Origin of the sequence: Paenibacillus vortex V453 (genome assembly GCF_000193415.1) — a bacterium.
GTDB lineage: Bacteria > Bacillota > Bacilli > Paenibacillales > Paenibacillaceae > Paenibacillus_AQ > Paenibacillus_AQ glucanolyticus.
In genome coordinates, this window is sequence record NZ_ADHJ01000056.1 from 1 (window position 1) to 22,760 (window position 22,760).

22 protein-coding genes, 2 pseudogenes and 1 riboswitch are annotated in these 22,760 nt (G+C 50.1%); all 24 genes and pseudogenes read right to left on the reverse strand.

Translation table 11 applies throughout. The features are described from left to right. Positions 1-798 precede the first annotated feature (798 nt). A complete protein-coding gene (gene murA / locus PVOR_RS28720; RefSeq protein WP_006213088.1) occupies positions 799-2,145 on the reverse strand; it encodes a UDP-N-acetylglucosamine 1-carboxyvinyltransferase in 1,347 nt (448 codons plus the stop codon). A 507-nt stretch (positions 2,146-2,652) separates the two neighbouring features. Continuing rightward, complete coding sequence (locus PVOR_RS28725) at positions 2,653-2,907, reverse strand: DUF1146 family protein (protein ID WP_006213089.1); 255 nt, start codon at positions 2,905-2,907, stop codon at positions 2,653-2,655. A gap of 337 nt (positions 2,908-3,244) precedes the next feature. Then, positions 3,245-3,523, reverse strand: coding sequence for a hypothetical protein (locus tag PVOR_RS28730; RefSeq protein ID WP_006213090.1), 279 nt, complete (start codon positions 3,521-3,523; stop codon positions 3,245-3,247). 194 nt (positions 3,524-3,717) lie between these two features. Next, positions 3,718-4,119, reverse strand: coding sequence for a F0F1 ATP synthase subunit epsilon (locus tag PVOR_RS28735; RefSeq protein ID WP_036639978.1), 402 nt, complete (start codon positions 4,117-4,119; stop codon positions 3,718-3,720). A 99-nt stretch (positions 4,120-4,218) separates the two neighbouring features. Continuing rightward, positions 4,219-5,619 (reverse strand): F0F1 ATP synthase subunit beta, encoded by a 1,401-nt coding sequence (gene atpD, locus PVOR_RS28740; RefSeq protein ID WP_006213092.1) that lies wholly within the window; start codon positions 5,617-5,619, stop codon positions 4,219-4,221. Between the two features lie 113 nt (positions 5,620-5,732). Further along, a complete protein-coding gene (gene atpG, locus PVOR_RS28745) occupies positions 5,733-6,590 on the reverse strand; it encodes an ATP synthase F1 subunit gamma (RefSeq protein ID WP_006213093.1) in 858 nt (285 codons plus the stop codon). Positions 6,591-6,857: 267 nt separating this feature from the next. After that, positions 6,858-8,372 carry a F0F1 ATP synthase subunit alpha gene (gene atpA, locus PVOR_RS28750; protein ID WP_006213095.1) on the reverse strand — a complete coding sequence of 505 codons (1,515 nt, stop codon included), beginning with the start codon at positions 8,370-8,372 and terminating at the stop codon, positions 6,858-6,860. 18 nt (positions 8,373-8,390) lie between these two features. After that, positions 8,391-8,936 (reverse strand): F0F1 ATP synthase subunit delta, encoded by a 546-nt coding sequence (locus PVOR_RS28755; RefSeq protein ID WP_006213096.1) that lies wholly within the window; start codon positions 8,934-8,936, stop codon positions 8,391-8,393. Beyond that, on the reverse strand, positions 8,933-9,421 hold the full coding sequence (gene atpF / locus PVOR_RS28760; RefSeq protein ID WP_006213097.1) for a F0F1 ATP synthase subunit B: 489 nt from the start codon (positions 9,419-9,421) through the stop codon (positions 8,933-8,935). Before atpF ends, PVOR_RS28755 begins: the two co-directional genes overlap by 4 nt. Positions 9,422-9,520: 99 nt before the next feature. Beyond that, positions 9,521-9,733: a F0F1 ATP synthase subunit C gene (gene atpE, locus PVOR_RS28765; RefSeq protein ID WP_006213098.1), complete on the reverse strand. Its 213-nt coding sequence runs from the start codon at positions 9,731-9,733 to the stop codon at positions 9,521-9,523. A gap of 154 nt (positions 9,734-9,887) precedes the next feature. Continuing rightward, positions 9,888-10,607 (reverse strand): F0F1 ATP synthase subunit A, encoded by a 720-nt coding sequence (gene atpB / locus PVOR_RS28770; RefSeq protein WP_006213099.1) that lies wholly within the window; start codon positions 10,605-10,607, stop codon positions 9,888-9,890. Positions 10,608-10,641: 34 nt separating this feature from the next. Beyond that, positions 10,642-11,022, reverse strand: a complete 381-nt coding sequence (locus tag PVOR_RS28775; protein WP_006213100.1) for an ATP synthase subunit I — start codon at positions 11,020-11,022, stop codon at positions 10,642-10,644. Next, positions 11,015-11,248 carry an AtpZ/AtpI family protein gene (locus PVOR_RS28780; RefSeq protein WP_006213101.1) on the reverse strand — a complete coding sequence of 78 codons (234 nt, stop codon included), beginning with the start codon at positions 11,246-11,248 and terminating at the stop codon, positions 11,015-11,017. The genes PVOR_RS28775 and PVOR_RS28780 overlap by 8 nt, the downstream gene beginning before the upstream one ends. A gap of 175 nt (positions 11,249-11,423) precedes the next feature. Beyond that, positions 11,424-12,581 carry a non-hydrolyzing UDP-N-acetylglucosamine 2-epimerase gene (gene wecB, locus PVOR_RS28785; protein ID WP_006213102.1) on the reverse strand — a complete coding sequence of 386 codons (1,158 nt, stop codon included), beginning with the start codon at positions 12,579-12,581 and terminating at the stop codon, positions 11,424-11,426. A 74-nt stretch (positions 12,582-12,655) separates the two neighbouring features. Beyond that, a complete protein-coding gene (gene upp, locus PVOR_RS28790; RefSeq protein ID WP_006213103.1) occupies positions 12,656-13,285 on the reverse strand; it encodes a uracil phosphoribosyltransferase in 630 nt (209 codons plus the stop codon). Between the two features lie 334 nt (positions 13,286-13,619). Next, a complete protein-coding gene (glyA, locus tag PVOR_RS28795; protein WP_006213104.1) occupies positions 13,620-14,870 on the reverse strand; it encodes a serine hydroxymethyltransferase in 1,251 nt (416 codons plus the stop codon). A 91-nt stretch (positions 14,871-14,961) separates the two neighbouring features. Next, complete coding sequence (locus PVOR_RS28800; RefSeq protein ID WP_006213105.1) at positions 14,962-15,546, reverse strand: TIGR01440 family protein; 585 nt, start codon at positions 15,544-15,546, stop codon at positions 14,962-14,964. Positions 15,547-15,635: 89 nt separating this feature from the next. Further along, entirely contained in the window at positions 15,636-16,100 is a 465-nt protein-coding gene (gene rpiB, locus PVOR_RS28805) for a ribose 5-phosphate isomerase B (RefSeq protein ID WP_006213106.1), read from the reverse strand. 114 nt (positions 16,101-16,214) lie between these two features. Then, positions 16,215-16,296, reverse strand: a riboswitch (ZMP/ZTP riboswitch). Between the two features lie 95 nt (positions 16,297-16,391). Beyond that, positions 16,392-16,980 (reverse strand): annotated as a pseudogene (locus PVOR_RS28810) (low molecular weight protein arginine phosphatase). A gap of 54 nt (positions 16,981-17,034) precedes the next feature. Next, complete coding sequence (locus PVOR_RS28815; protein WP_006213109.1) at positions 17,035-17,598, reverse strand: manganese efflux pump MntP; 564 nt, start codon at positions 17,596-17,598, stop codon at positions 17,035-17,037. Between the two features lie 169 nt (positions 17,599-17,767). Continuing rightward, positions 17,768-18,925 (reverse strand): L-threonylcarbamoyladenylate synthase, encoded by a 1,158-nt coding sequence (locus tag PVOR_RS28820; protein ID WP_006213110.1) that lies wholly within the window; start codon positions 18,923-18,925, stop codon positions 17,768-17,770. A gap of 198 nt (positions 18,926-19,123) precedes the next feature. Further along, positions 19,124-19,819, reverse strand: coding sequence for a stage II sporulation protein R (gene spoIIR, locus PVOR_RS28825; RefSeq protein WP_006213111.1), 696 nt, complete (start codon positions 19,817-19,819; stop codon positions 19,124-19,126). Between the two features lie 278 nt (positions 19,820-20,097). Continuing rightward, positions 20,098-21,276 (reverse strand): FtsW/RodA/SpoVE family cell cycle protein, encoded by a 1,179-nt coding sequence (locus PVOR_RS28830; protein ID WP_006213112.1) that lies wholly within the window; start codon positions 21,274-21,276, stop codon positions 20,098-20,100. A 289-nt stretch (positions 21,277-21,565) separates the two neighbouring features. Then, positions 21,566-22,760 (reverse strand): annotated as a pseudogene (locus PVOR_RS28835) (FtsW/RodA/SpoVE family cell cycle protein).

The following is a 22,760-nucleotide window of genomic DNA, read 5'->3' on the forward strand; positions in this document are numbered from 1 at the left end:
GCGCGCGGGCCGCACACGGAACGTGCGGCCTCCGCGCGGTGCGCGGCCCGCAGCCGCCTGCGCATAGCGCTGCGGCTCAGGCGCGGGGTGCGGGCCCTGCGGCATGGCCGCTGGCCCGCCGGGGGCTGGCGCGGCGCCATGCGCAGGGGCGCCAGCGGGGCGGTCGGGCGGCGGCGTATGCGCCGCCCGCGGGCCATGGCCGGACTGGCCGAAGGCGTCCGGCCCTCTCGCCGGGCCGCGGTGCCCGCGCGGCCCGGGCTCCGATTCTTTTTTGTCCGATATCGAATCATGGTTATGTGCTTTGTCGAATTTGGATGTCTTCTCAAGTTCTCCGGGAAATTCCCATTTCAACACGGGAGCCGCCGACCCTTCCGCTGGAACTTGATAGGGTTGCCCAGTTGCCCCTTCCTCCGGGGTGGTCTTCGGATCCATTGCTCGTTCTTTCCCTGCAATGCCCACCTTCACCCGAACCTTAGAATCTTTCATTTGTTTTTCCCTCCTGTGCCTTCTCCCCTGGTATGTGCCGGATTACTCTCATTTCCGTCATGCTCTACTTATACTTATGAGATACCGGCATTTGATAGAACCCTTCTAAGAGAAAGGAGGAAAAGACATCGAAGGCTGCAAGCCAGTTAGCAAATAGATTCTGCCCTCTCATGGTTCTGTAATCTTTATATAAGAGAATTCACGTCAACCGTGTGCCCATACCAAAAGAAGTGGCTTCGCAATTAACAGCGAAGCCACTTCTTATTCATTCTATCCTGTCCATCCTGTAAAGATGGATAACAATCGTACGTATTATACCCAAGTGGGTTGGACTTTAAACAGTTTCGCGTCTTCGGTTTCGCTTGCCACTTTCTTCGAAACCTTCTCCGTACTCTGATCTTCCGTCGAAATGCGCCAGATATCCGCACCCAGTCCAGACAGCTTTTCCGCTAAATGAACATACCCCCGATCAATATGCTGCACACCACCAACTTCAGTCGTACCCTCAGATACAAGCCCTGCCAATATTAAAGCAGCTCCTGCACGCAGATCGGTTGCAGTTACCTTGGCTCCCTTAAGCTCGGCGCCACCAGTTACGATGGCAGAACGTCCTTCGACTTTAATCTCCGCATTCATCAGCTGGAATTCATCCACATGCATGAAGCGGTTCTCGAATACCGTTTCTGTAACCACACTTGTACCTTCCGACACCAGCAAGAGCGCCATCATCTGCGATTGCATGTCAGTTGGGAATCCAGGGTATGGCAATGTTTTAACATCAACCGACTTCAAAGGTTTGTCAGCGATAACGCGAATCCCATTCTCATCCGGTTCAATAGTAATCCCCATCTCTTCCATCTTGGAAATGACAGGTCCGAGATGATCGGCAATGGCACCTTCTACATAAACATCTCCGCCTGTGATCGCTGCAGCCGCCATAAAGGTACCTGCTTCAATCCGGTCTGGAATCACATTATGCTCGACGCCATGCATCTTCTCAACGCCCTCAATGCGGATTACACCTGTGCCCGCACCGCGAACTTTGGCACCCATGGCATTCAGGTAATTCGCTAAATCGACAATTTCCGGCTCTTTTGCCGCATTTTCGATTACCGTAACCCCTTCAGCCAATGTAGCAGCCATCATAATATTTTCGGTAGCACCAACGCTTGCGACGTCCAAGTAGACCTTCGCTCCACGCAATCTGCCGTTGCTCTTCGCTTCAATATATCCTTGTCCGAGGCTAATCTCCGCCCCGAGAGCTTCAAATCCTTTTAGGTGTTGATCAATAGGTCTCGTGCCGATAGCACATCCCCCTGGAAGTGAAATCCGGGTTCGTCCACAACGTGCCAATAAAGGTCCCATGACCAGAAAAGACGCTCGCATCTTCCGCACCCATTCATAAGGCGCTTCACATGTCGTTATGTGCTCTGCATTCACACGTATCACTTCATCTTGATATGTAATGCCCGCACCAAGCGACTCCAATACTTTACTGATTGTAATTACATCGTCAAGAGGAGGTGCGTCAATGATAACACTTTCCCCAACTTCCCCTAGTAGAGAGGCAGCGATGATCGGAAGAACTGAATTTTTTGCTCCGCTGACTTTGACGCTTCCGGTCAGTCTTTTGCCACCGCGGACGATAAATTTGCTCATCATGGTTTCCCTCCGCGTCCATAATTTTCCTGATATGCTTGTGTTCGTTTTAGTTGTTGCTAATTCCCTAACTTTCATCTTAACATTAGTGATTTCCGCCAAACAAGCGATTTTTGAACTATTTATGACATCTGATATGGTGTCTACACCAGGAACCGGACATCCATAATGCCACCTTATGTGAAACATCTGTTATCCGCAGTATGGACCTACGAAAGGTACCATGACCGACCAGCTCTTGTCAATGCATAACAATTACCGGGTGAACATTATAGTCCGGAAGTCACCGTCCGCCCGATCAAGTCCTTAATCTCAGTGTTAACATAATAAAATGCGTTTATTCGACATCTTATTTCAAGCAACCTAACAGTGATATAACCAATCATACAATAATTAAAACAGACGAGTAAAATATCGCCAAACATACAGATCATGCAACAGCTTTCTTTAAAAGACGCCTTGCTGCATACCCCTTGTGTAATGTACGAACTTACAGCCATACCCGTGCTAAAACATATATCGGATCATTTGACTCCATGTAATATAGTCAATTAGGAATTCAGCAACGAATCGTCCAAGCACCACAGCCAGCAGTAAATGCAACAGCTTACCCTGTGGTCCTTTGGGATGGCGGACAACCAAATCCAGCTTTACTTGCTGCAGTGCCCACCAAGCCAGTGCGATACAGATCAGTGAAATGACAATGGAGAGTAATCCATTGACACCGACTGCACTGATGGAATTAGATAAATCCTGGTTCATATTCCCTCCCCCTACATATATTTATCATGCCCTATTCAGGACCGACTCTTCTATAATACTTGGCTGGAGGCTAAGAATCCAGCACTTTCTAGCCACATTTCCTCGGAAATAATAAAGTCTTGTCCACATCTTCTATATTTGAGCGTTTACACACTATTATATGAAGCCAATATTTCCAACATTTTCTCTCCAAATTATTACAATTCCTTGCTCTAATCCCATAAAATCTTCCTTAGACTTCTATTTATACCACTCCAATATCAAAAAAATACCCGGACTCCAAAATATAGTCCAGGCATAATAAACCTATCTCACTCCTACTTCAACTCCCCTGACACTATTCCGTCGTTGCCACAACAATCGTTCCGTAAGCAGCTGACGAGCCGGTTAACAGTGCGGCCATCTGCAATAACTCGATGCTAAACACTCGTCGGTCATGGGCTTCTATTACATAGGTTAATGCAGGAGCTCCGACCCGGGTGATGACCAAAGATATAGGTTCGTCCGAAAAATTGCTAATCGTAACAGAAGCATCGACACCAGCTTGATGTTCATAGAAAGATTTGCCGACACTGGGAGCCAAGGAGAAGATTTGTTCCGGAAGCAGTATAGCCATAGGGATGACCTCCCTTCTCTCTTTAATACTACATCATATGTAACGAATCTATTAAAAGCGATAGTTAACAGCGTATGATAAACGCCTGTTTCATAGATTTGCCTCCCCATTCCCGGTTATTCTTCATTTCATTGGATGCTTCTCAGGAATAAAAAAACAGCCCGCTGCTATTATAGCATCGAGCTGCCTTATGATTAATTGGAGATCTTGATCCGGTTCATGGCTCTTTGCAGGGCCAATTCCGCGCGACGATGATCAACTTCGTCCTGTCTTCCCTTCGCATTCAGGCGAGTTTCCGCTCTTTCCTTCGCGGCTTCCGCACGCTCCAGATCGATTTCTCCCGCTCTCTCTGCGCTTTCCGCCAGGATGACAATCTTATCTTTACGGACTTCGACGAAACCGCCTTGTACCGCAAACGGGGTTCTCTCGTTGCCGATCTTCACATAAACTGGCGCTATCTGAAGCGGTGTAACGAAGGAAATATGACCAGGCAAGATGCCCAGTTCTCCCTCGACCCCACGCACCGTAACACTGTTCACCTGCTCGGAGTAGACCAGGCGGTCCGGCGTTACGATTTCCAACAAAATGGTGCTCACTTCCATCCCTCCTCACCGTTTTCCGCAGAAAACTCGCGCAGCAGACCTCACAGTCCCGTTCTGGGCACTGTCTCGGTCTGCTGATCACGGAGCGTCAGCTTACAATGTTTTTGCTTTTTCAACTGCCTCTTCAATCGTACCTACGAACAGGAAAGCCGCTTCCGGAAGGTGGTCGTGCTTGCCTTCCAGGATCTCTTTAAAGCTGCGTACGGTTTCTTTAACCGGTACGTATTTACCCGGAATGCCGTTGAACTGCTCGGCAACGTGGAAAGCTTGGGACAAGAAACGTTGAACACGACGAGCACGTCCAACAATTGCTTTATCTTCCTCACTCAACTCGTCCATACCAAGGATTGCGATGATATCTTGAAGCTCGTTGTAACGAGCAAGAATTTTCTTAACGCCTTGAGCAACATTGTAATGCTCTTCACCCACAATTTCAGGAGCCAAAATCCGGGAGCTTGATGCAAGTGGATCTACCGCAGGATAGATACCCATCTCGGAAATTTTACGCTCCAGGTTGGTCGTTGCATCCAAGTGAGCAAACGTTGTAGCCGGAGCTGGATCCGTATAGTCATCCGCCGGTACATAGATAGCCTGGATGGATGTTACAGAACCTTTTTTGGTAGAGGTAATCCGCTCTTGCAGACGTCCCATTTCGGATGCCAGCGTTGGCTGGTAACCTACCGCGGAAGGCATGCGGCCCAGAAGGGCAGATACTTCGGAACCCGCTTGAGTAAAGCGGAAGATGTTGTCGATAAAGAGAAGCACGTCTTTACCTTCTTGATCACGGAAATATTCCGCCATTGTCAAACCGGTCAACGCTACGCGAAGACGGGCACCCGGAGGCTCGTTCATTTGACCGAATACCATCGCGGTTTTATTAATAACGCCGGAATCGCTCATCTCGTGGTAAAGGTCATTACCCTCACGAGTACGCTCACCTACGCCTGCGAATACGGAGATACCGCCGTGCTCTTGTGCGATATTGTTGATCAATTCCTGGATCGCAACGGTTTTACCTACGCCCGCACCACCAAAGAGACCGATTTTTCCGCCTTTTTGGTATGGAGCAAGCAAGTCGATTACTTTGATACCCGTTTCAAGCATTTCTGCTTGCGTGGAAAGCTCATCGTATGGAGGAGCTTCACGGTGGATCGGGTTATTAATTTCGGATACAACGTCACCTGCATTATCGATCGGCTCACCCAATACATTAAATACGCGGCCAAGTGTAGCGGAACCTACAGGAACCGTGATCGGTCTACCCAAATCCACAGCTTCGATACCGCGAATGAGACCGTCAGTGGATGACATCGCGATACAACGAACCAGATTATCACCCAAATGATTGGATACTTCCAAAGTCAAATCAACCGAGCGGCCGCCTTCCAGCGTTGCTTCAATCTTGACAGCATTAAAAATCTCGGGAAGATGACCGCGTTCAAATTCAATGTCAACTACAGCACCTGTAATGCTGACAACGCGTCCTTTTTTCATTGATTCGTTTTCCCTCCTACCCGCTCACCTCTAGCGGTGAACGATGATCGTAAAAGCGGCTCATGACATTGCCGCATATCCGTTAAATACTAAGTTAAGAATTCCATCGTGCATTATTGCTGAGCGTTAGCTCCGCCCACAATCTCGGAAATTTCCTGCGTTATGGCAGCCTGACGAGCACGGTTGTATGTGAGGTTGAGCTCATTGATCATCTTGCTCGCATTCTTCGTTGCTGCTCCCATAGCCGTCATTTTCGCACCAAGCTCACTGGCCTTGGCATTCAGCATCGCACTGAAAATCAACGTTTCTGCATATTTCGGAAGAAGAACCTCAAGCACGCCCTCAGCAGACGGCTCATACTCATATTGCGTCATGTTCCCACCACCAATGTTCTCCATCGGTAGCAGCTTGGAAACCTCTTGGATCTGAGTCAAGGCATTCACGAATTGGTTATAACACACGTATAACTCATCAATCTGACCCAGCTCATATTGATGAACCGCCGCGTTAGCGATGGTCTTAATATCTGCATAGGTCGGACTGTCGGATAGATCGGTGAGCTCCTCAACAACCGGAAGTCCACGACGGCGGAAATAATCCCGCCCTTTGCGTCCGATTACAAACAGGCAATACTCGTCCTTGGACTGATGGCGTTCTGCGATGAAATTCGATACTTTACGCAAAATGTTGGAGTTTGATGCACCCGCAAGACCACGGTCCGAAGTGATAACCAGATAGCCGGTTTTCTTCACTTCACGCTTCTCCAGCATAGGATGGCTGATTCCATTGGTTCCAGCAGCGATGCTGCCGACCACCTCTTTTAGCTTCTCAGAATATGGAAGCGCAGAGGTTGCCTTCTCTTGAGCTCTTCTCAGCTTGGCAGCCGCAACCATTTCCATCGCCTTGGTGATCTGCCTGGTGTTCTGAACACTCTTGATCTGCCGCTTAATATCACGTAATCCTCTTGCCATGTTTTCACCACCTTAAACTTTGGCAAAGCCAAAGTTACTTCGTAAGCATAAGCCTAGCTTTGGCGAAGCCAAAGCTGACTTCGTAAGCAACGCATAACTTCGGGTACAGCCAAAGTTACTCCGTACGCGTAGACCAAGCTTTGGCTAGGACCAAAGCCACACCTTTAGTAATACCACTTTGGTCACAGCCAAAGCTACATTCCATATGATGAAAGAGGAATGCCGGGCATAACCCGGCTCCCCTCCTATTAACTTGCCTTAAGGAACTTAAACCGAAGTGGCAAAGCCCTTCTTAAATTGATCAATAGCTGCTTTCAATGCATTCTCGTTATCGGACGTCAGATCCTTCGTATCCGTAATAGATTGAAGAATTTCCGGCTTATTGCTACCAATAAACGCGAGGAATTCGCTCTCGAAACGACGCACGTCTGCAACCTCGATATCATCAATATATCCTTTAACAGCTGCGTACAAGCTAACCACCTGTTGTTCAACGGACAACGGCTGGTTCACACCCTGCTTCAGGATTTCCATCAATCTTGCACCACGATTCAAGCGAGCCAAGGTTGATTTATCCAAATCGGATCCAAACTGGGAGAAAGCCTGGAGCTCACGATATTGCGCAAGATCCAGCTTCATGCCGCCTGCAACCTTTTTCATCGCTTTGATCTGCGCGGAACCACCGACACGAGATACCGAAATACCGACGTTAATCGCTGGACGCTGACCGGAGTAGAACAACTCGGACTCCAGGAAGATCTGTCCATCCGTAATCGAGATTACGTTGGTTGGAATGTAAGCAGATACGTCAGAAGCCTGTGTTTCAATAAATGGCAGTGCGGTTAATGAACCACCGCCAAGCTCATCGCTGAGCTTCGCTGCACGTTCCAGCAAGCGGGAATGCAGGTAGAATACGTCACCCGGATAAGCTTCCCGGCCCGGAGGACGACGGAGGAGCAAGGACAACTCACGGTAAGCTGCCGCTTGTTTGGACAAGTCATCATAGATGATAAGTGCATGTTCGCCCTTGTACATGAAGTACTCACCCATTGCGCAGCCTGCGTATGGAGCGATGTACTGCAGTGGAGCCGGCTCAGAAGCCGAAGCCGTAACAACAATCGTGTACTCCAGCGCACCATGACGGCGAAGAGTTTCAACAACCTGTGCTACAGTGGATTGCTTTTGTCCGATAGCTACATAAATACATTTAACGCCGCTGCCTTTTTGGTTCAGGATCGTATCGATCGCAACGGTGGTTTTACCTGTTTGGCGGTCACCGATGATCAGCTCGCGCTGTCCACGGCCGATAGGCACCATCGCGTCGATTGCTTTAATACCGGTTTGCATCGGCTCATGAACAGATTTACGGTCGATAACGCCTGGTGCGCTGCTCTCAACCGGACGGAATGCTGCTGCCTCGATTGGCCCTTTACCGTCAAGCGGTTGACCCAATGGATTAACAACACGTCCAAGCAGAGCTTCACCAACAGGAACCTCCATGATCCGTCCTGTACGTTTTACCTGATCGCCCTCCTTGATTTCGGAGTAAGGTCCCAGGATAACGACACCGACATTGCTCTCTTCAAGGTTCAGCGCCAGACCGAACACGCCGTTCTGGAACTCCAGAAGTTCCCCGGACATCGCGTTCTCCAAGCCGTACACGCGAGCAATACCATCACTTACTTGAATAACCGTACCTACTTCAGAGACAGTGATATCGGATTTATATTCTTCAATTTGACTTTTGATTAAAGTACTAATTTCTTCAGGTCTGATACTCAACGTTTTCACCCCTATCTACTATGCTCGTCTATTAAAAGACTTTTCAAGACGTTCCAGCTTCCCGGCAAGAGTTCCGTCATACAGCTTGTCGCCAATGATTACTTTCAGGCCTCCGAGCAAGCTCTCGTCCACCACATTGGTAACCCGGATATTCTGATTCGCTAACTGTCCGAATTCCGAAGCCACCTGTTCTTTTTCCTGATCGCTAAGCGGGTAGGTAGAGAATACTGTGGCGTCCGCCATTCCTAAGCTCGCACCTTGTATCTTCACATAACTGTTCAGCAGTTCGGCGAACATTTCTGTACGCCCTCTGTCAAGAAGCAATTCAATCGTGTTCAATACAGGCTGCGATACTTTCCCTGCCAGCGCCTGGCTGATTACGTTCATCTTCACGGACTGGGGAATATTCGGTGTGGAGATGAATTTCTGAATGTCGGAATCGCCTTCAATGGCAGATACGACAGCCCGCAACTCCTCTTCCACTTCCAGACCCTTCTGCTGCTGAGCCGCCACTTCGAACAGCGCCCGCGCATATCGCTTGGCTGCTACTGTATTTTGGCTCATGGTCTGCCTCCTACCTCTTTAAGGTATTGATCCACCAGTTCTTCTTGGGCTTTGTCATTCTTTACTTCCCGCTCAATCAGCTTGGATGCAATCCTTACAGATACGCTTCCCAATTCGCTGCGAAGCTCGGCAACGGCTTTGTTCTTCTCGCTTTCGATGTCGCGCAGAGCATCAACTTTGATGCGATCCGCTTCCTCCTTGGCGAGCTCAACAATTTGCTCAGCTTGCTTGTTGCTGGTCTGTCTTGAACGCTCGATGATATCATGTGCCTCTTGTCGTGCCTGATTCAGCGCCTGTTTTTGCTCCTCAACATAGACATGTGCCTGTTCACGAGTCTTAGAAGCCTCGTCTATTTGATTAATAACCAATTCTCGACGCTGCTCCATGATTGCAAACAATTTGCCGAAAGCAAATTTATGAAGCAACACATACAGAACGCCAAATGCAAGAATTGAAATTACAATATTCTCCCAAAGTACAACCATTGAATGAAGTCACTCCTTTCCGTTAATGCGAAGTGCAGTTCTTAACAAAACGAAGGCGCGGATGGCATCGGCCCTCCCCGCCAAACCGTAGTATTCTTATTAAGAAAACATGATCAAGAAAGCAATAACGGTAGCAGCGAGTGGAACTACCTCGACGATACCAACACCGATAAACATCGTCGTTTGGAGCGGACCGCGAGCTTCCGGTTGACGAGCGATAGATTCTACTGTTCTACTTACGATCATACCGTTACCCAAACCTGCGCCAAGTGCACCCAAACCTACTGCAATAGCTGCTGCTAAAAATTCCATTGATAAATATCCTCCTTAAGATTGGTTCAATTTTTGGTTAATATAATATATCTCTTTCGAAATTGCCGAAATGTACGGCACGTTTCGGCCGAGTTTATTAATGCGCGTCTTCTTCGTTGAATCGTTGTTTTGTTGCCGTATGGTTAAACCATAGTCAAGTTATGGTAAAGATGAACGCCTGCAATGCACCAATAAAAATACTGAATCCTTGCCATACAGCCAGGAATGGAATACCGAAGTAACCCATTTTCAGGATTACCGTAATCAGTACCTCACCTGCAAAGATGTTGGCAAACAAACGAATCGCCAGTGCGACTGGCTTCGCCAAGTTCTCAATGATGTTCAGTGGTAAAAACACCGGGAACGGCTCAATATAGTGTTTTAGGTAATGCTTGCGGTTCAGCTTCAGACCGAGATAATTCATAAGGAAGAATACAACGATCGCCAAACCTGCTGTAACGGATATGTCCGCCGTCGGTGATTTCCACCAGAGAACATGAGCCATATGGCCATCATGAAGACCTCTCGTTGCTTCAATCGTTTGCCCGAACACTGTAAAGTCAGCAGGCAAATCTGTGATGATAGCAAACGGCAATCCGAGCACGTTAGCTACAAAGATGAATGTTATCAAAGTCAACCCTAATGAGATATAAGGCTTTCCTTTCTTCAAATCCATAGCACTTGCTACGATACCTTGCACAAATTCTACGACCCACTCCATGAAGTTTTGCAATTTGGAAGGGTTTTCTACAGATAGATTTCGAACGGCCAAGCGTGCCAGTACAAAGACGATAATCCCCGTGACAAGCAGCATAATGACGGCTGATAGGTCAAGTCGAAACCCACCTAAATCAATAATCGGTGAATCATGCATGAAATTGTTTTCACCCCTTTCCAATTAGCGCTAATCAATTCTTAGATTTCAAGCTAACAATAATGCTGACTGGAATGGTCAACAATTGGGGAATGAACAGACCGACGATGGTCGCTCCGAGCGACACTTGTTCAAGCTTGGCCGCCATCATTACAATCAAGAACGCGATGCAAAGTCTCGTGACATATCCAAAGCTGAACCGTCTGCTCTCTTGACTGACCGCCAAATCGGCAAGCTGCCTCACTTTAATGGAAAGGAAGCGTACGTTGAACAAGCCACCAACCATACCCAGTATCAGTCCTGATACCTCAGGTCGATAATCCGGATAAAATGCCCACCCCATAAATAGAACAGATAATAAGAGTATAGATACTCTGGTTACACCGTTCACAATGGATGTTGTCAAATCATTCACTTTGCGCCCCCAGAAATTTCTTAATGAGAAGAGCGATATTCAAAATCCCTAGAAAGAGCCCCGAAAGCGTACCAATGGCAAGCCACACTCTGGGCCCGTCCCACTGATTCATAAGCCAACGCCCGGTAAAAAAACCGATGAGAATGTAAGCGGCAAGCAAACCGCCCGCCCCGCTAATGTATAGCGCTATCAACCAAGGGTTATCTTGACTTTTCGGATTTTTCATATGAACCTCTAATCCCAACTCATTTTACTGAATATTGCAAGAGTTTGTCAATGAATCGATTTTATTGAATTACCGTGTAGAAACGGCGTTTTGAGCAGTCTAAATTACCCAAAACGCCGCGGTAACCGTACAGTTCAACTGTATGCTGTACCCTTGCCAATCAGAATATACTAAACTATGCCTTTGTGAACATTCTGTGAAATTCTTCGGGACGGTTTTTTCGGATGCCGAAATGGTGCAAAATCGCATTGACAATCCGCTGCGAAGCTTGTCCATCGCCATACGGATTAGCGGCTTTGCTCATCTTCTCATACAGTTCCTGATCCGTCAGAAGAACCTTGATCCGATCGTACACATTCTCTTCTTGGGTACCCACCAGCTCCAAAGTTCCCGCTTCAATGCCTTCCGGGCGTTCCGTTGTATCCCGAAGCACCAGCGTCGGCACGCCGAATGACGGAGCTTCCTCCTGCATGCCGCCGGAATCCGTAATGATGAGATGCGTATGAGTATACATATTGTTCATATCCACGACATCCAGCGGGTCAATCAGCTTAATCCGCGGATGATTCCCCAAAATACGGTGAGCCGGTTCCTTCACGGCAGGGCTCGGATGCACAGGATAGACGATAGCGATATCCTCGAATTCGTCGGCTATGCGCTTGACTGCCTCAAAAATCTGGCGATGCGGCTCCCCTTGGGATTCGCGGCGATGCGCCGTCATCAGGATCAAGCGTTTGCCCTTCGCCCAGTCCAGAACCGGATGGGTATAACCTTCACGCACCGTGTATTGGAACACGTCCGTAGCCGTATTACCCGTAACATAAATGCGGGATTCCGGTTTGTTCTCCTTGCGGAGATTCTCGGCGGACCAGTTCGTCGGCGCAAAGTGAAGATCAGCAAGCACGCCAGTCAACTGACGGTTCATCTCCTCCGGATAAGGATTCAGCTTGTTCCAGGTTCGTAAACCTGCCTCTACGTGGCCTACCTGTATCTGCTGCAGGAAAGCGGCATAGCTAGCCAGGAACGTTGTCAGCGTGTCACCATGCACCAGCACGATATCCGGCTTGGCCTCACGCAGGACAGGCTCTAGCCCCTCCAGAACGCGAACTGTGATTTCGTTCAACGTCTGGCGGTCCTTCATCACATCCAAATCATAATCCGGGACAATCTTGAACACATCGAGCACCTGATCGAGCATTTGACGGTGCTGTGCAGTTACACAAACCACCGATTCTATATGCTCAGGGTGACGCTGAAGCTCCAGAATAAGCGGCGCCATCTTGATCGCTTCGGGGCGGACCCCAAAAATAGTCATCACTTTCACTTTTGACATGATTGAAAATACCCCTCTTTTTCATGCTTGTTATTCTCATTATTCAAGTTGCACAAATGGCTCAGGCTTGTCTCCTATTTCGTTCCGTACAAGCGATCCCCTGCATCGCCAAGGCCCGGTACGATATAACCATGGTCATTCAGCCCCTCGTCAAGAGCAGCGACGTAGATGTCCACGTCCGGATGAGCATCATGGACGGCCTTCACGCCTTCCGGTGCAGCCACAAGATTCATCATCTTGATCTGCGTGCAGCCGCGCTTCTTCAGCACGTCGATCGCAGCGATCGCAGAGCCGCCAGTCGCCAGCATCGGATCAATCACGATTAATTCGCGCTCCGTAACGTCTGTTGGAAGTTTCGTGTAATATTCGACAGGCTGGAGCGTTTCCGGGTCACGGAACAATCCGACATGGCCTACCTTTGCTGCGGGGAGCAGTTTTACAACCCCGTCCAGCATACCCAGGCCAGCGCGCAGAATCGGCACCAGACCGAGCATTCTGCCGGAAATGACTTTCCCCTGCGTTTCCGCTACCGGCGTCTGCACGGATATCGACTCAAGAGGAACCTCCCGTGTAATCTCATAAGCCATCAAAGTCGCGACTTCGTCTACCAATTCGCGAAAATCTTTGGTGTTAGTCCGCATATCGCGGATAAATGTAAGTTTGTGTTGAATCAACGGGTGATCACAAATCACCAATTTTCCCATGTCAGGTCCCTCCGGTTTGAATGCAAATGTTATTTCAATATGGGCATAAATCGTTGTGAGCTCCATAAATCCTGTCTATTATATCATTCCCTCTAGTCAATTGACACCTGCACCGGTCATGTTTATTTCCCGCTTGTTTCGACCTTGTGACGGGACCGCCACCGGCTAGACCTAGGTTTTCCATTTTCGCCTATATTGATGCTATCCGCAGTCGCTGACTGGAAAAATATGAGCAAAGCAATCTGGCCAGAATGTTTATAGCTCTGGAAAAGGACCCCACCTGCATCAGGCGGGGTCCTCTTATCATAAGCCTCTGGAACGGACTAAACTGTGATTAATATTTCATTTCGGCATAGAGAGGGTATTGATCTGTAAGCTCAGCCACCATACGGCCTGCTTGTTCAAGGGTCGCCTCGTCTTTAGGCTGCTTCAATGTCATGGCAATAACCTTCGCGATGGTAACCATCGCCTTCTCATCCATGCCGCGGGAAGTTACCGCAGGCGTACCGATGCGAATACCGCTCGTTACAAACGGACTCGTCGGATCGAACGGGATGGCGTTCTTGTTCACGGTGATACCGATGGAATCCAGCACCTTCTCCGCGTCCTTGCCTGTGATATCCAGATTGCGGGTATCAATCAGCATCAGATGGTTATCGGTTCCGCCGGAAACGATGTTCAGCCCTTCCTCGATCAGGGTATCGGCCAGAACTTTTGCGTTCTTCACCACATGCTCCGCATAGGTCTTGAAGGACGGATCCAATGCTTCACCAAGGGCCACAGCCTTGGAAGCAATGACATGCATCAGCGGTCCGCCCTGGGAACCCGGGAATACCGCTTTATCGATCGCTTGTGCCCAAGCTTTTTTGCACAGAATCATACCGCCGCGAGGCCCGCGAAGCGTCTTATGCGTTGTGGTGGTAACAAAATGAGCATGTGGAACCGGACTCGGATGAAGACCCGCCGCAACAAGACCTGCAATATGAGCCATATCGACCATGAATAACGCACCAACGTCGTTTGCGATGGCCGCAAGTTTTTCAAAATCAATGATACGTGGGTAGGCACTTGCTCCAGCCACGATCATGCGAGGACGATGCTTGAAGGCCGCTTTGCGAACTTCATCGTAATCGATCAGGAACGTATCTTCTTGCACGCCGTAAGCAACGAAGTTGTACAGAAGGCCCGAAGCGTTAACAGGACTTCCGTGAGTCAAATGGCCGCCATGAGCGAGGTTCATGCCAAGAACGGTATCTCCAGGCTTAAGCGCAGCCAAATACACCGCCATGTTCGCTTGTGCACCGGAATGCGGCTGCACGTTCACATGCTCGGCACCGAACAATTCCTTGGCACGGTCACGGGCGATATCCTCCACGATATCCACACGCTCACAACCACCGTAGTAGCGTTTGCCAGGGTAGCCTTCCGCATATTTATTCGTCAGCACGGTCCCCATTGCTTCCATAACCGCTTCGCTGACAATATTCTCCGAGGCGATCAGCTCAATATTGCTGCGTTGACGCTTCAGTTCCAAATCCATTGCTTCCAGTACAGCCGGGTCATTCTTCCGCAAATGTTCCATCATGTTCATATCCTCCCATAATCCATCGTTATTTTGGTTGCCAAATTAAAACCACAGATATAACAAATAACAAAAAAGCGAGCTCTCATTCGAATCAATCGCACTGCGCCCCATCATCCTTCTGCTCGAACCGGTACACCGCACGCTCCCCGCCAATCAGCTTCGGCCGGGTATAGGCAGCCGTAACGCGAGCTTCACCAACATAGCGCACGCTTGGCCGGAAAGGTACCGCCACTCGCCGCAAATGCATGCCGATCAGCGTCTCGCCAATATCGACTCCTGCATGAGCTTCAATGGATTCCGCAAGGCAAGGCTCCTTCATGCTGCGGTAGGCCGCCGAAGCCATAGATCCGCCTGCTCCCGGTATGGGAACAGCCGCCACTTCCGTCAAGCGCAGCCGCTCAAGCAGATCGCGCTCCATGACAAGTGCACGGTTCAAATGCTCACAGCATTGATAGGCCACAGCAAAACCGAACTCCGCTTGAACTTCGGCGATGCCTTGGAGAAGCTGCTGCGCAGTCTCAAGCGCGCCGCCTGTACCGATCCGGCGGCCGACCACTTCGCTGGTGCTGGCCCCGATGACCAGAACTTTACCCGGGCCCAAAACAGCCGCTTCGGCCAGTTCGCGGACAATGCCCGCTGTCTGTTCATTCAAGGAAATCTTAGAAATGTCCGTCATGTCACAGTCCTCCCGATGTTTTTTTCACAGAAGCACTTCATTCCCTCATCACGATAAGCCGCGATGAATAACATACTGATCGACACGAACTATCGCAATCCGTTCTTCAGGTAACGCTCCTCGATGGCTTTGATCTTGTTCACGCGGCCGACATGGCGTTCGCCTTGGCTGAAATCCGTTGTCAGCCATGCGCTTACGATCTCTGCTGCAAGTCCGGGACCGACTACGCGTTCACCCAGTGCAATCACATTGCTGTCATTATGTTCGCGCGTCGCTTTTGCCGAGAACACATCATGGGTCAGCGCGCAGCGGATACCGGGCACCTTGTTGGCCGCGATACTCATGCCAATCCCTGTACCGCAGATCAGAATGCCGCGATCCGCTTCACCCGAGACCACCTTCTCGCACACCGGAAGCGCATAATCGGGATAATCCACAGAATCGGAGCAGCCGCAGCCAAGATCCTCCACCTCATGTCCCAGACCCCGAATGACCTCCACGATCTCCTCTTTCAGACGAATGCCGGCATGATCCGTACCCAATGCGATTTTCATCTATGAAAAACCCCCTCGTATGTTCGCTTTTGCGTTTTAGCTTGTTCCATTATAACTCAAATTCCGCGCAAAAGACGAAAAAAGAGCAGTCGGCGCACGTGTTGTGCTCCAAATGCTCTTTGCCCAGGCGACCGGCCGTATATTCCGATGCTCCATCGTGGTTTCATCCACTTCGTCGCCAGTTACACCGGATCCTTTGTTTTTCACCTTCATCTTAAATCAATACGGGGTGAAAGGCAAGCGGCTTTTTAGCCCAATTATACGCTCGCTTCTAAACACAAAGGGGTCGCCCTATTTATGCCGCTCGGACTCCAGCTTGTCCAGCAATCGGAATAACGCCGTCCGAATCTCGGCCGCTGTCGCTTCGTATTCTTCCCGCGAACCGCCGAACGGATCGGAAATATCAAAGCTCGGAATGCGCTGACGCAGCTCAATCAGGTCGTTCGCGATCGCTGTCACTTACATCCCTTCCGAGAGATCGGGCCAGCTCCAGTGTTGCATACAGGCTATCCTGCTCCTGCAGATCTTCGAGCACCCTGCGGTCATCCTCAACGAATTCCTTCAGCGTGTGCATCTTGTCTGCCGCATGCGGAAACTGACGAATGGCATACTGCTTATGCGACTGGGTCAACGTAAGAATCAGATCTGCCCACTCTACCAGTTGCGCCGTCAGAGGTTTGGACACCAAGCGGTCCTGGATATCCTGATCCCGAAGTATCGATTCCGCGTGATGGGACACCGGCATTCCATCCACGGCCGATACACCTGCCGAACGAATCTCCAGCGGAGTTCCCCGCTGCTTGGACAGCTTGCGCAGCATCCCTTCAGCCATTGGACTGCGGCAAGTATTTCCCGTGCAAACAAACAGTATATTTTTCACAGTCCCGTTCCTCCTGTTAGTAGGTTCTTTGGGGATATTGTATCAAATATTGCGTTAAATGATAAACATGATGCCGAAGATGACCAAAATGAGTCCTCCGAGCATCTCGCCATACTCCCCCAGCCTATCGCTTACCTGGCGACCCAGCAGCAAGCCGAGAATCGACATCAAGCCGCCCACGATACCGAAAGAGACCACAATCAACCAAACATCATCCACGAACATGCCAAGCGAAACCCCCACCGAGAACGAATCGATGCTGACGCTGAGGGAAAACAGCAGCATGGCCAAAAAGGCGGTTGGATGAATTCGCTGGCCTTCTCCGCCACGCAAGGCATTATAAATCATATGTCCACCCAGCAGGAGCAGCAGCCCACCGGCTGCAAGCCCTGTAACGTGGCCCAATAATATTCCCACATAATGGCCGGCAAATAAACCCAGCAGGGGCATTAGCATATGAAACAGCGCAATCATGAAACTAATGCCCAGCATATAGCCAAGGCGCATGCCGCTTCTCATCCCGACTCCGATTCCAAGCGAAAATGCGTCTAGCCCGAGTGCAACCGCCATCAGCAGAATCGCCGCAAGCTGTCCCGATTGGACAGACGCCTCCAACATGCTCATTCCCCCAAGTCCCATGGTCTTGTACACCATATGCGGACAAGGGTTAAATGATTCCAAAACCGTTTATTCGACTGGGGAATCCCGGCAAAGCCTCCCCTTTCTCTTGCAGATTACGAGAAAGGATTGAGAGAATCACTCACAAACTGGTGCCAGGACTTGGAGTTCAATCTACATTGATGATGTGGTGTCCCGCGGCCTTCAGCAGCCGGTTCATGACGGCTGCGCCAACGCCCCGATCCGGGCACGCTTCGGCCAGGATGAAGGTCGCGCCTTCGTCATCGAAGTGACGAAGGCCGGCGTACAGCCGGCGGGCCGCTTCCTCCGGCGCGGCCAGGCTGCCGAGCGAGACGGCAACGTCCGCGCGGTAGTGGCCGATGTGCTCGTCGAACGACAGCACACCGGTCACTTCCCCGCGCCGGGCGGCCGCCTCAAGCTCGGCCGCAATGCGTGCCGACACGGCGTCGGCACGTGGGCCCTGCACCACGCACATCGCACCCTTCGGTGCGTAGTGCGTGTACTTCATGCCCGGCGAGCGCGGCGCCGGGCCTTCCGCCTCCCCGGCGGCGCGCTGCAGCGCCGGGTCGAGGCGCACGCTTGCCGCTACGGCGGCAAGCTGCTCGGCCGTGACGCCGCCGGGGCGGAGCACCGTCACGGCGCCATCCTCGCCGACCTGCACAACGGTCGACTCGACGCCCACCCCGGCAGGGCCGCCGTCGAGCACGCCGTCAATGTAACCGGCGAGATCTGCCAGCACATGGCTGGCCAGCGTCGGGCTCGGCCGGCCCGAGCGGTTGGCGCTCGGTGCAGCAAGCGGACGCCCTGCAGCGCTGATCAGGGCAAGCGCAACGCTGTGATCAGGCATCCGCACAGCAACGGTATCCAGACCAGCGGTTACACGCGGTGACACAGCGTCCCGCTTCACGGGTAGTACCAGCGACAAAGGTCCGGGCCAAAAGGAGTCCATCAGCGCCCTTTCCGTTTCGTTCACATGCTGGACCAAACCCTCAAGCTGCGCAAGCTCCGAAATATGGACAATCAACGGATTGTCCGCCGGACGCCCCTTCGCGGCAAAGATGCGCTCCACCGCTTCGGTATTGCCCGCATCGGCACCGAGGCCATACACCGTTTCGGTCGGAAACGCCACCGTGCCGCCCTGGGCCAACACCAACCCGGCTTCCTGAAGCTCCGGCTCCGCCGCCATTTTCAAGCTCTCCTGGAAGAGCGAGGTTGGTACATGCCAAACCTTGGTTGTTGTCTCTGAATTATGGATGCCGCCATTCCGCTGTCCTTGTTGCAATACGTCATTTCCGTTCTGTTCCATACCTACCCCAAGCTTTCTGTATATAAAATATATAAACATCAAATTCCGTTTTGCGCTTACTTCAAAAATAAAAAGTGCTTTGGTTCTTCAGTCCCGTGCCAGTTCCAATCGAAACCAGTCGCGCCAAAGAGAAAGCACTCTTCTATACTAAAGTTTATCATACACCGTCAGGATTGAACATCAATCCGCTCCTAATCCTTAAAACAGGCTCGCCACCCAATTCCAAATCCCCAGAAACATATCCCACAGAAAGAACCGAACTTCAGGTTTACTATCGCCTGCATTCTTCGGAGTTTCCTCCTGAGGCGTTTGGCCAGCGTCGGCAGAAGCCGTTTGGACACCCGTGTCAACGGATTGTGCCGCAGCATCCCCGCTGCCGCCATCAATGAAGCAGAGCGGCGGGAACAAAACACACCACCAGTTTTGGCCTTGGCCTTCGCCTAAAGTGATCCGCAGCGCATCATAGTCGCCGGCCGGATAGACCGTTCCCCCGTACAGCTTGGTTGGGAACGGCACTACGCCAAGCTCCACTTGATAACTGTAGGTAATGCCTCTTTTTCTCAATTCTTCCCCTACCAGCTGACGGATTTCCGGAAGATGCTGACGGGTTACTTCTTTGGCATCTTCAAGGCTCTGCGGATTCTCCAGCTGAAGAACCCAGAGCTGCATTTGCTCAACGACCGCGTCACGAATCTCTCGTTTCACGAGCTGATCGGACGGGTTATCTGAATTCGCGAGAATGCGAAGTCGAATCGATTCCTGGGGGATTGGACCGCCAACAACGGATGCATCAATCTGCTGTCCTTCCCACGTCATGATAACCATAAACATACAGGATAAGAGCACAACCATTTTCTTCACAATAATACGGAGGGTCTCACTATAATTCTTCATCTATGCCAGCCGCCTCTCTCAAACGAATAATCTATGATGCTATCAGTATGTCCGGCTGAGAGAGTTATAAACGTGGACTCTAGCAATTTGTTGGAAAAATCATAGATTCGCACAAATCAGGTTGCAAAAAAATAAAGATGCCCTCCCCAGGAACAGGGAACAGCATCTTTCGTTTTAGAGGGATATGGGTGTTCAGTGGGATTTCAAGTTAATGGACATGGCCTATCTCAGATTAACTTGCGATACGCCATGATCATGTGACTCCTCATCCAAACAGACTATGCCTGCTTAGGCGAAGCCGGACGGTAAGCGTGGGGATCGGGCATATCTTCCTCCACTTCCTGCCCATGCAGTTTCACACTCATGGCTACCCCCAGACTGGCCATGCTGATGACGAGCGAGGTCCCCCCATAACTGATGAAAGGAAGTGTAATCCCGGTCAGTGGCATTAAACCGATGAACATCCCGATATTCTCGAAAATTTGGTACAAGAACATGGCAACGATCCCTATGATAAGAAACGGCCCGGCACGTTCTCGGGATTCAAGCGAAATCAGGATCAGCCGGTGGATCAATATGAAATACAACAGCAGCAGCACCGATGAGCCAATAAAACCGAATTCCTCGGCAATCTGTACAAAAATCGAATCCGAATACGCATACGGCACTCTGCCGGATTGGATCGACGACCCCTGCATATACCCCTCACCGCTCATGCCGCCTGAGGCAATAGCCAGCTTCGCGTTATTGGTATGATAACTTGCCTTTGCAGTTGCCTTCTCCGGGTATAGCCATGGATCGATCCGCTCCACCCAGTGGGGCTTAAGTATTTTTGATTCAAGCAGTTCATCATGATAATGAATGTAGGCCTGCGCTCCGCCGAAGGCTAATCCCGCCACAAGTGCAAGACCGATTAGCGCATGGGAGAACTTCACATTCCCGATCCAGAGCAAACCCAGCAGGATGATCACATAACTTAGTGCATTCCCCAGGTCATTCTGAGCCATGACAAGCACAAAAGGTATGAACGCCAAGAGCCCAATCGGGATAATATCCTTCCAGAAGGACAGCAGCGGTTTGTTTTTGCGCACCAATACATAGGACAGGAAAATAATAAGGACCAGCTTGAACAATTCGGCAGGCTGAATGCTTAATCCCCCAATATAAATCCAGCCCTGGGCACCGTTGATATCCTTTCCGATGAACATAACGAGGACCAGTACGGCCAAACCGCCCAAGTAAATATATTTGGCATATTTAATCAACAACCGGTAATCCAGCAGGCTTATGCCGAAAAAGGCAATGAAGCCGACAATGTAAAAAGCAATCATGCGGATATGAGAGCCTTCAAATTTGGTGTCAACGGTCGTGCTGTATATCGACGTAATGCTGATACCCATCATCAAAACCAGTACAAAAACAATAACGTAATCCATCTTCTTGAATTTCTGAAGCATGCTTATGATCCCCCTGTGCCCGGAGTCGTCAAACCCCGGTTTGCCTATACAGGCATATAACGATTCTTCGAACAGAAAGTTTGCCTTGTTTCCTTGTTTGCTTTGGCTTGTTGTCGATACATGATCATAATAAGCCCCTAATGAATTATTCTAAAAGATTTTCCTCCTTAACACAATTCAAGGACGTCCATCCTGCAATCGCTGGGCAGAAAACACAAAAGAGATGCTGCTTTCGATAGCATCCCTTGGATTCCCCGCTATGATCTTGTAGAAACACAAGCATCCCGAATCAAGCCTGTTGGGATGGTGCGGCAACGTACGTTGGAGAATTAGGATTAGGCAAATCCTCCTCCACTTCCTGTACCATGCAGCTTCACACTCATCGCCACCCCGAGACACGCCATGTTAATAATAAGCGATGTTCCGCCATAACTGATAAAAGGCAGCGTGATCCCTGTCAATGGCATTAACCCAATAAACATGCCGATATTCTCAAAGATTTGATACAGCAGCATGGCAACGATACCGATGATAAGAAACGGCCCGGCTTTCCCCCGGCTTTCCAGTGAGATCAGGATCATCCTGTGAATGAGTATGAAATATAACAGCAGCAGAACGGAGGAGCCGATAAAGCCGTATTCCTCAGCAATCTGCACAAAAATCGAATCCGAATACGTGTACGGTACGCGTGACGATTGCACGGAGCTCCCCTGTAAGTACCCTTCACCACTCATACCGCCTGAAGCAATGGCCAGCTTCGCGTTGTTGGTATGGTAACTCGCTTTCGGAGTTGCTTTTTCCGGGATCAGCCACGGGTCAATCCGTTCCATCCAATGTCCGCGGCTCTCCATAATCTTCGATGCTTTAATCTCATCATGATAGTGGATATAGGCCTGTGCTCCGCCGAAGGCAACACCGGCTACAATCAGCAGCCCGATAAGCGCGTGCGTGAGCTTCACATTCCCGATCCATAACAGCCCAAGCAGGATGACGATATAACTTAGTCCATTGCCCAAATCATTCTGAACCATGACAATGGCAAACGGGATGAACGTCAACAATCCGATTGGAATGATATCCCGCCAAAAAGAAAGCTTCGCTTTATTCTTCCGAAGAAGAACATACGTTATAAATATGATGAGCACAAGCTTGAACAGCTCTGCAGGCTGAATATCCACGATACCGAGATCGATCCAACCCGTAGCATTGTTTTTGGTTTGACCGATGAAGGAAGGCAGCAGCAGCATGACCAATCCGCCGATGTATATGTGTATTGCGTATTTGGTCCAGATTCGGTAATCAATCAAGCTCAACCCGAAAAAAGCTGCAAATCCGAGGATATAAATGACGGCCATCTTGATGTAGTGTCGCTCGTAGCCAGTCGTGTCAAAGGTGGCACTATATATCGATGTGATGCTGACAACCATCAGCATCAACAGCACAAAAACAATGACAAAATCAATCTTCTTGAGTTTCTGGAGCAT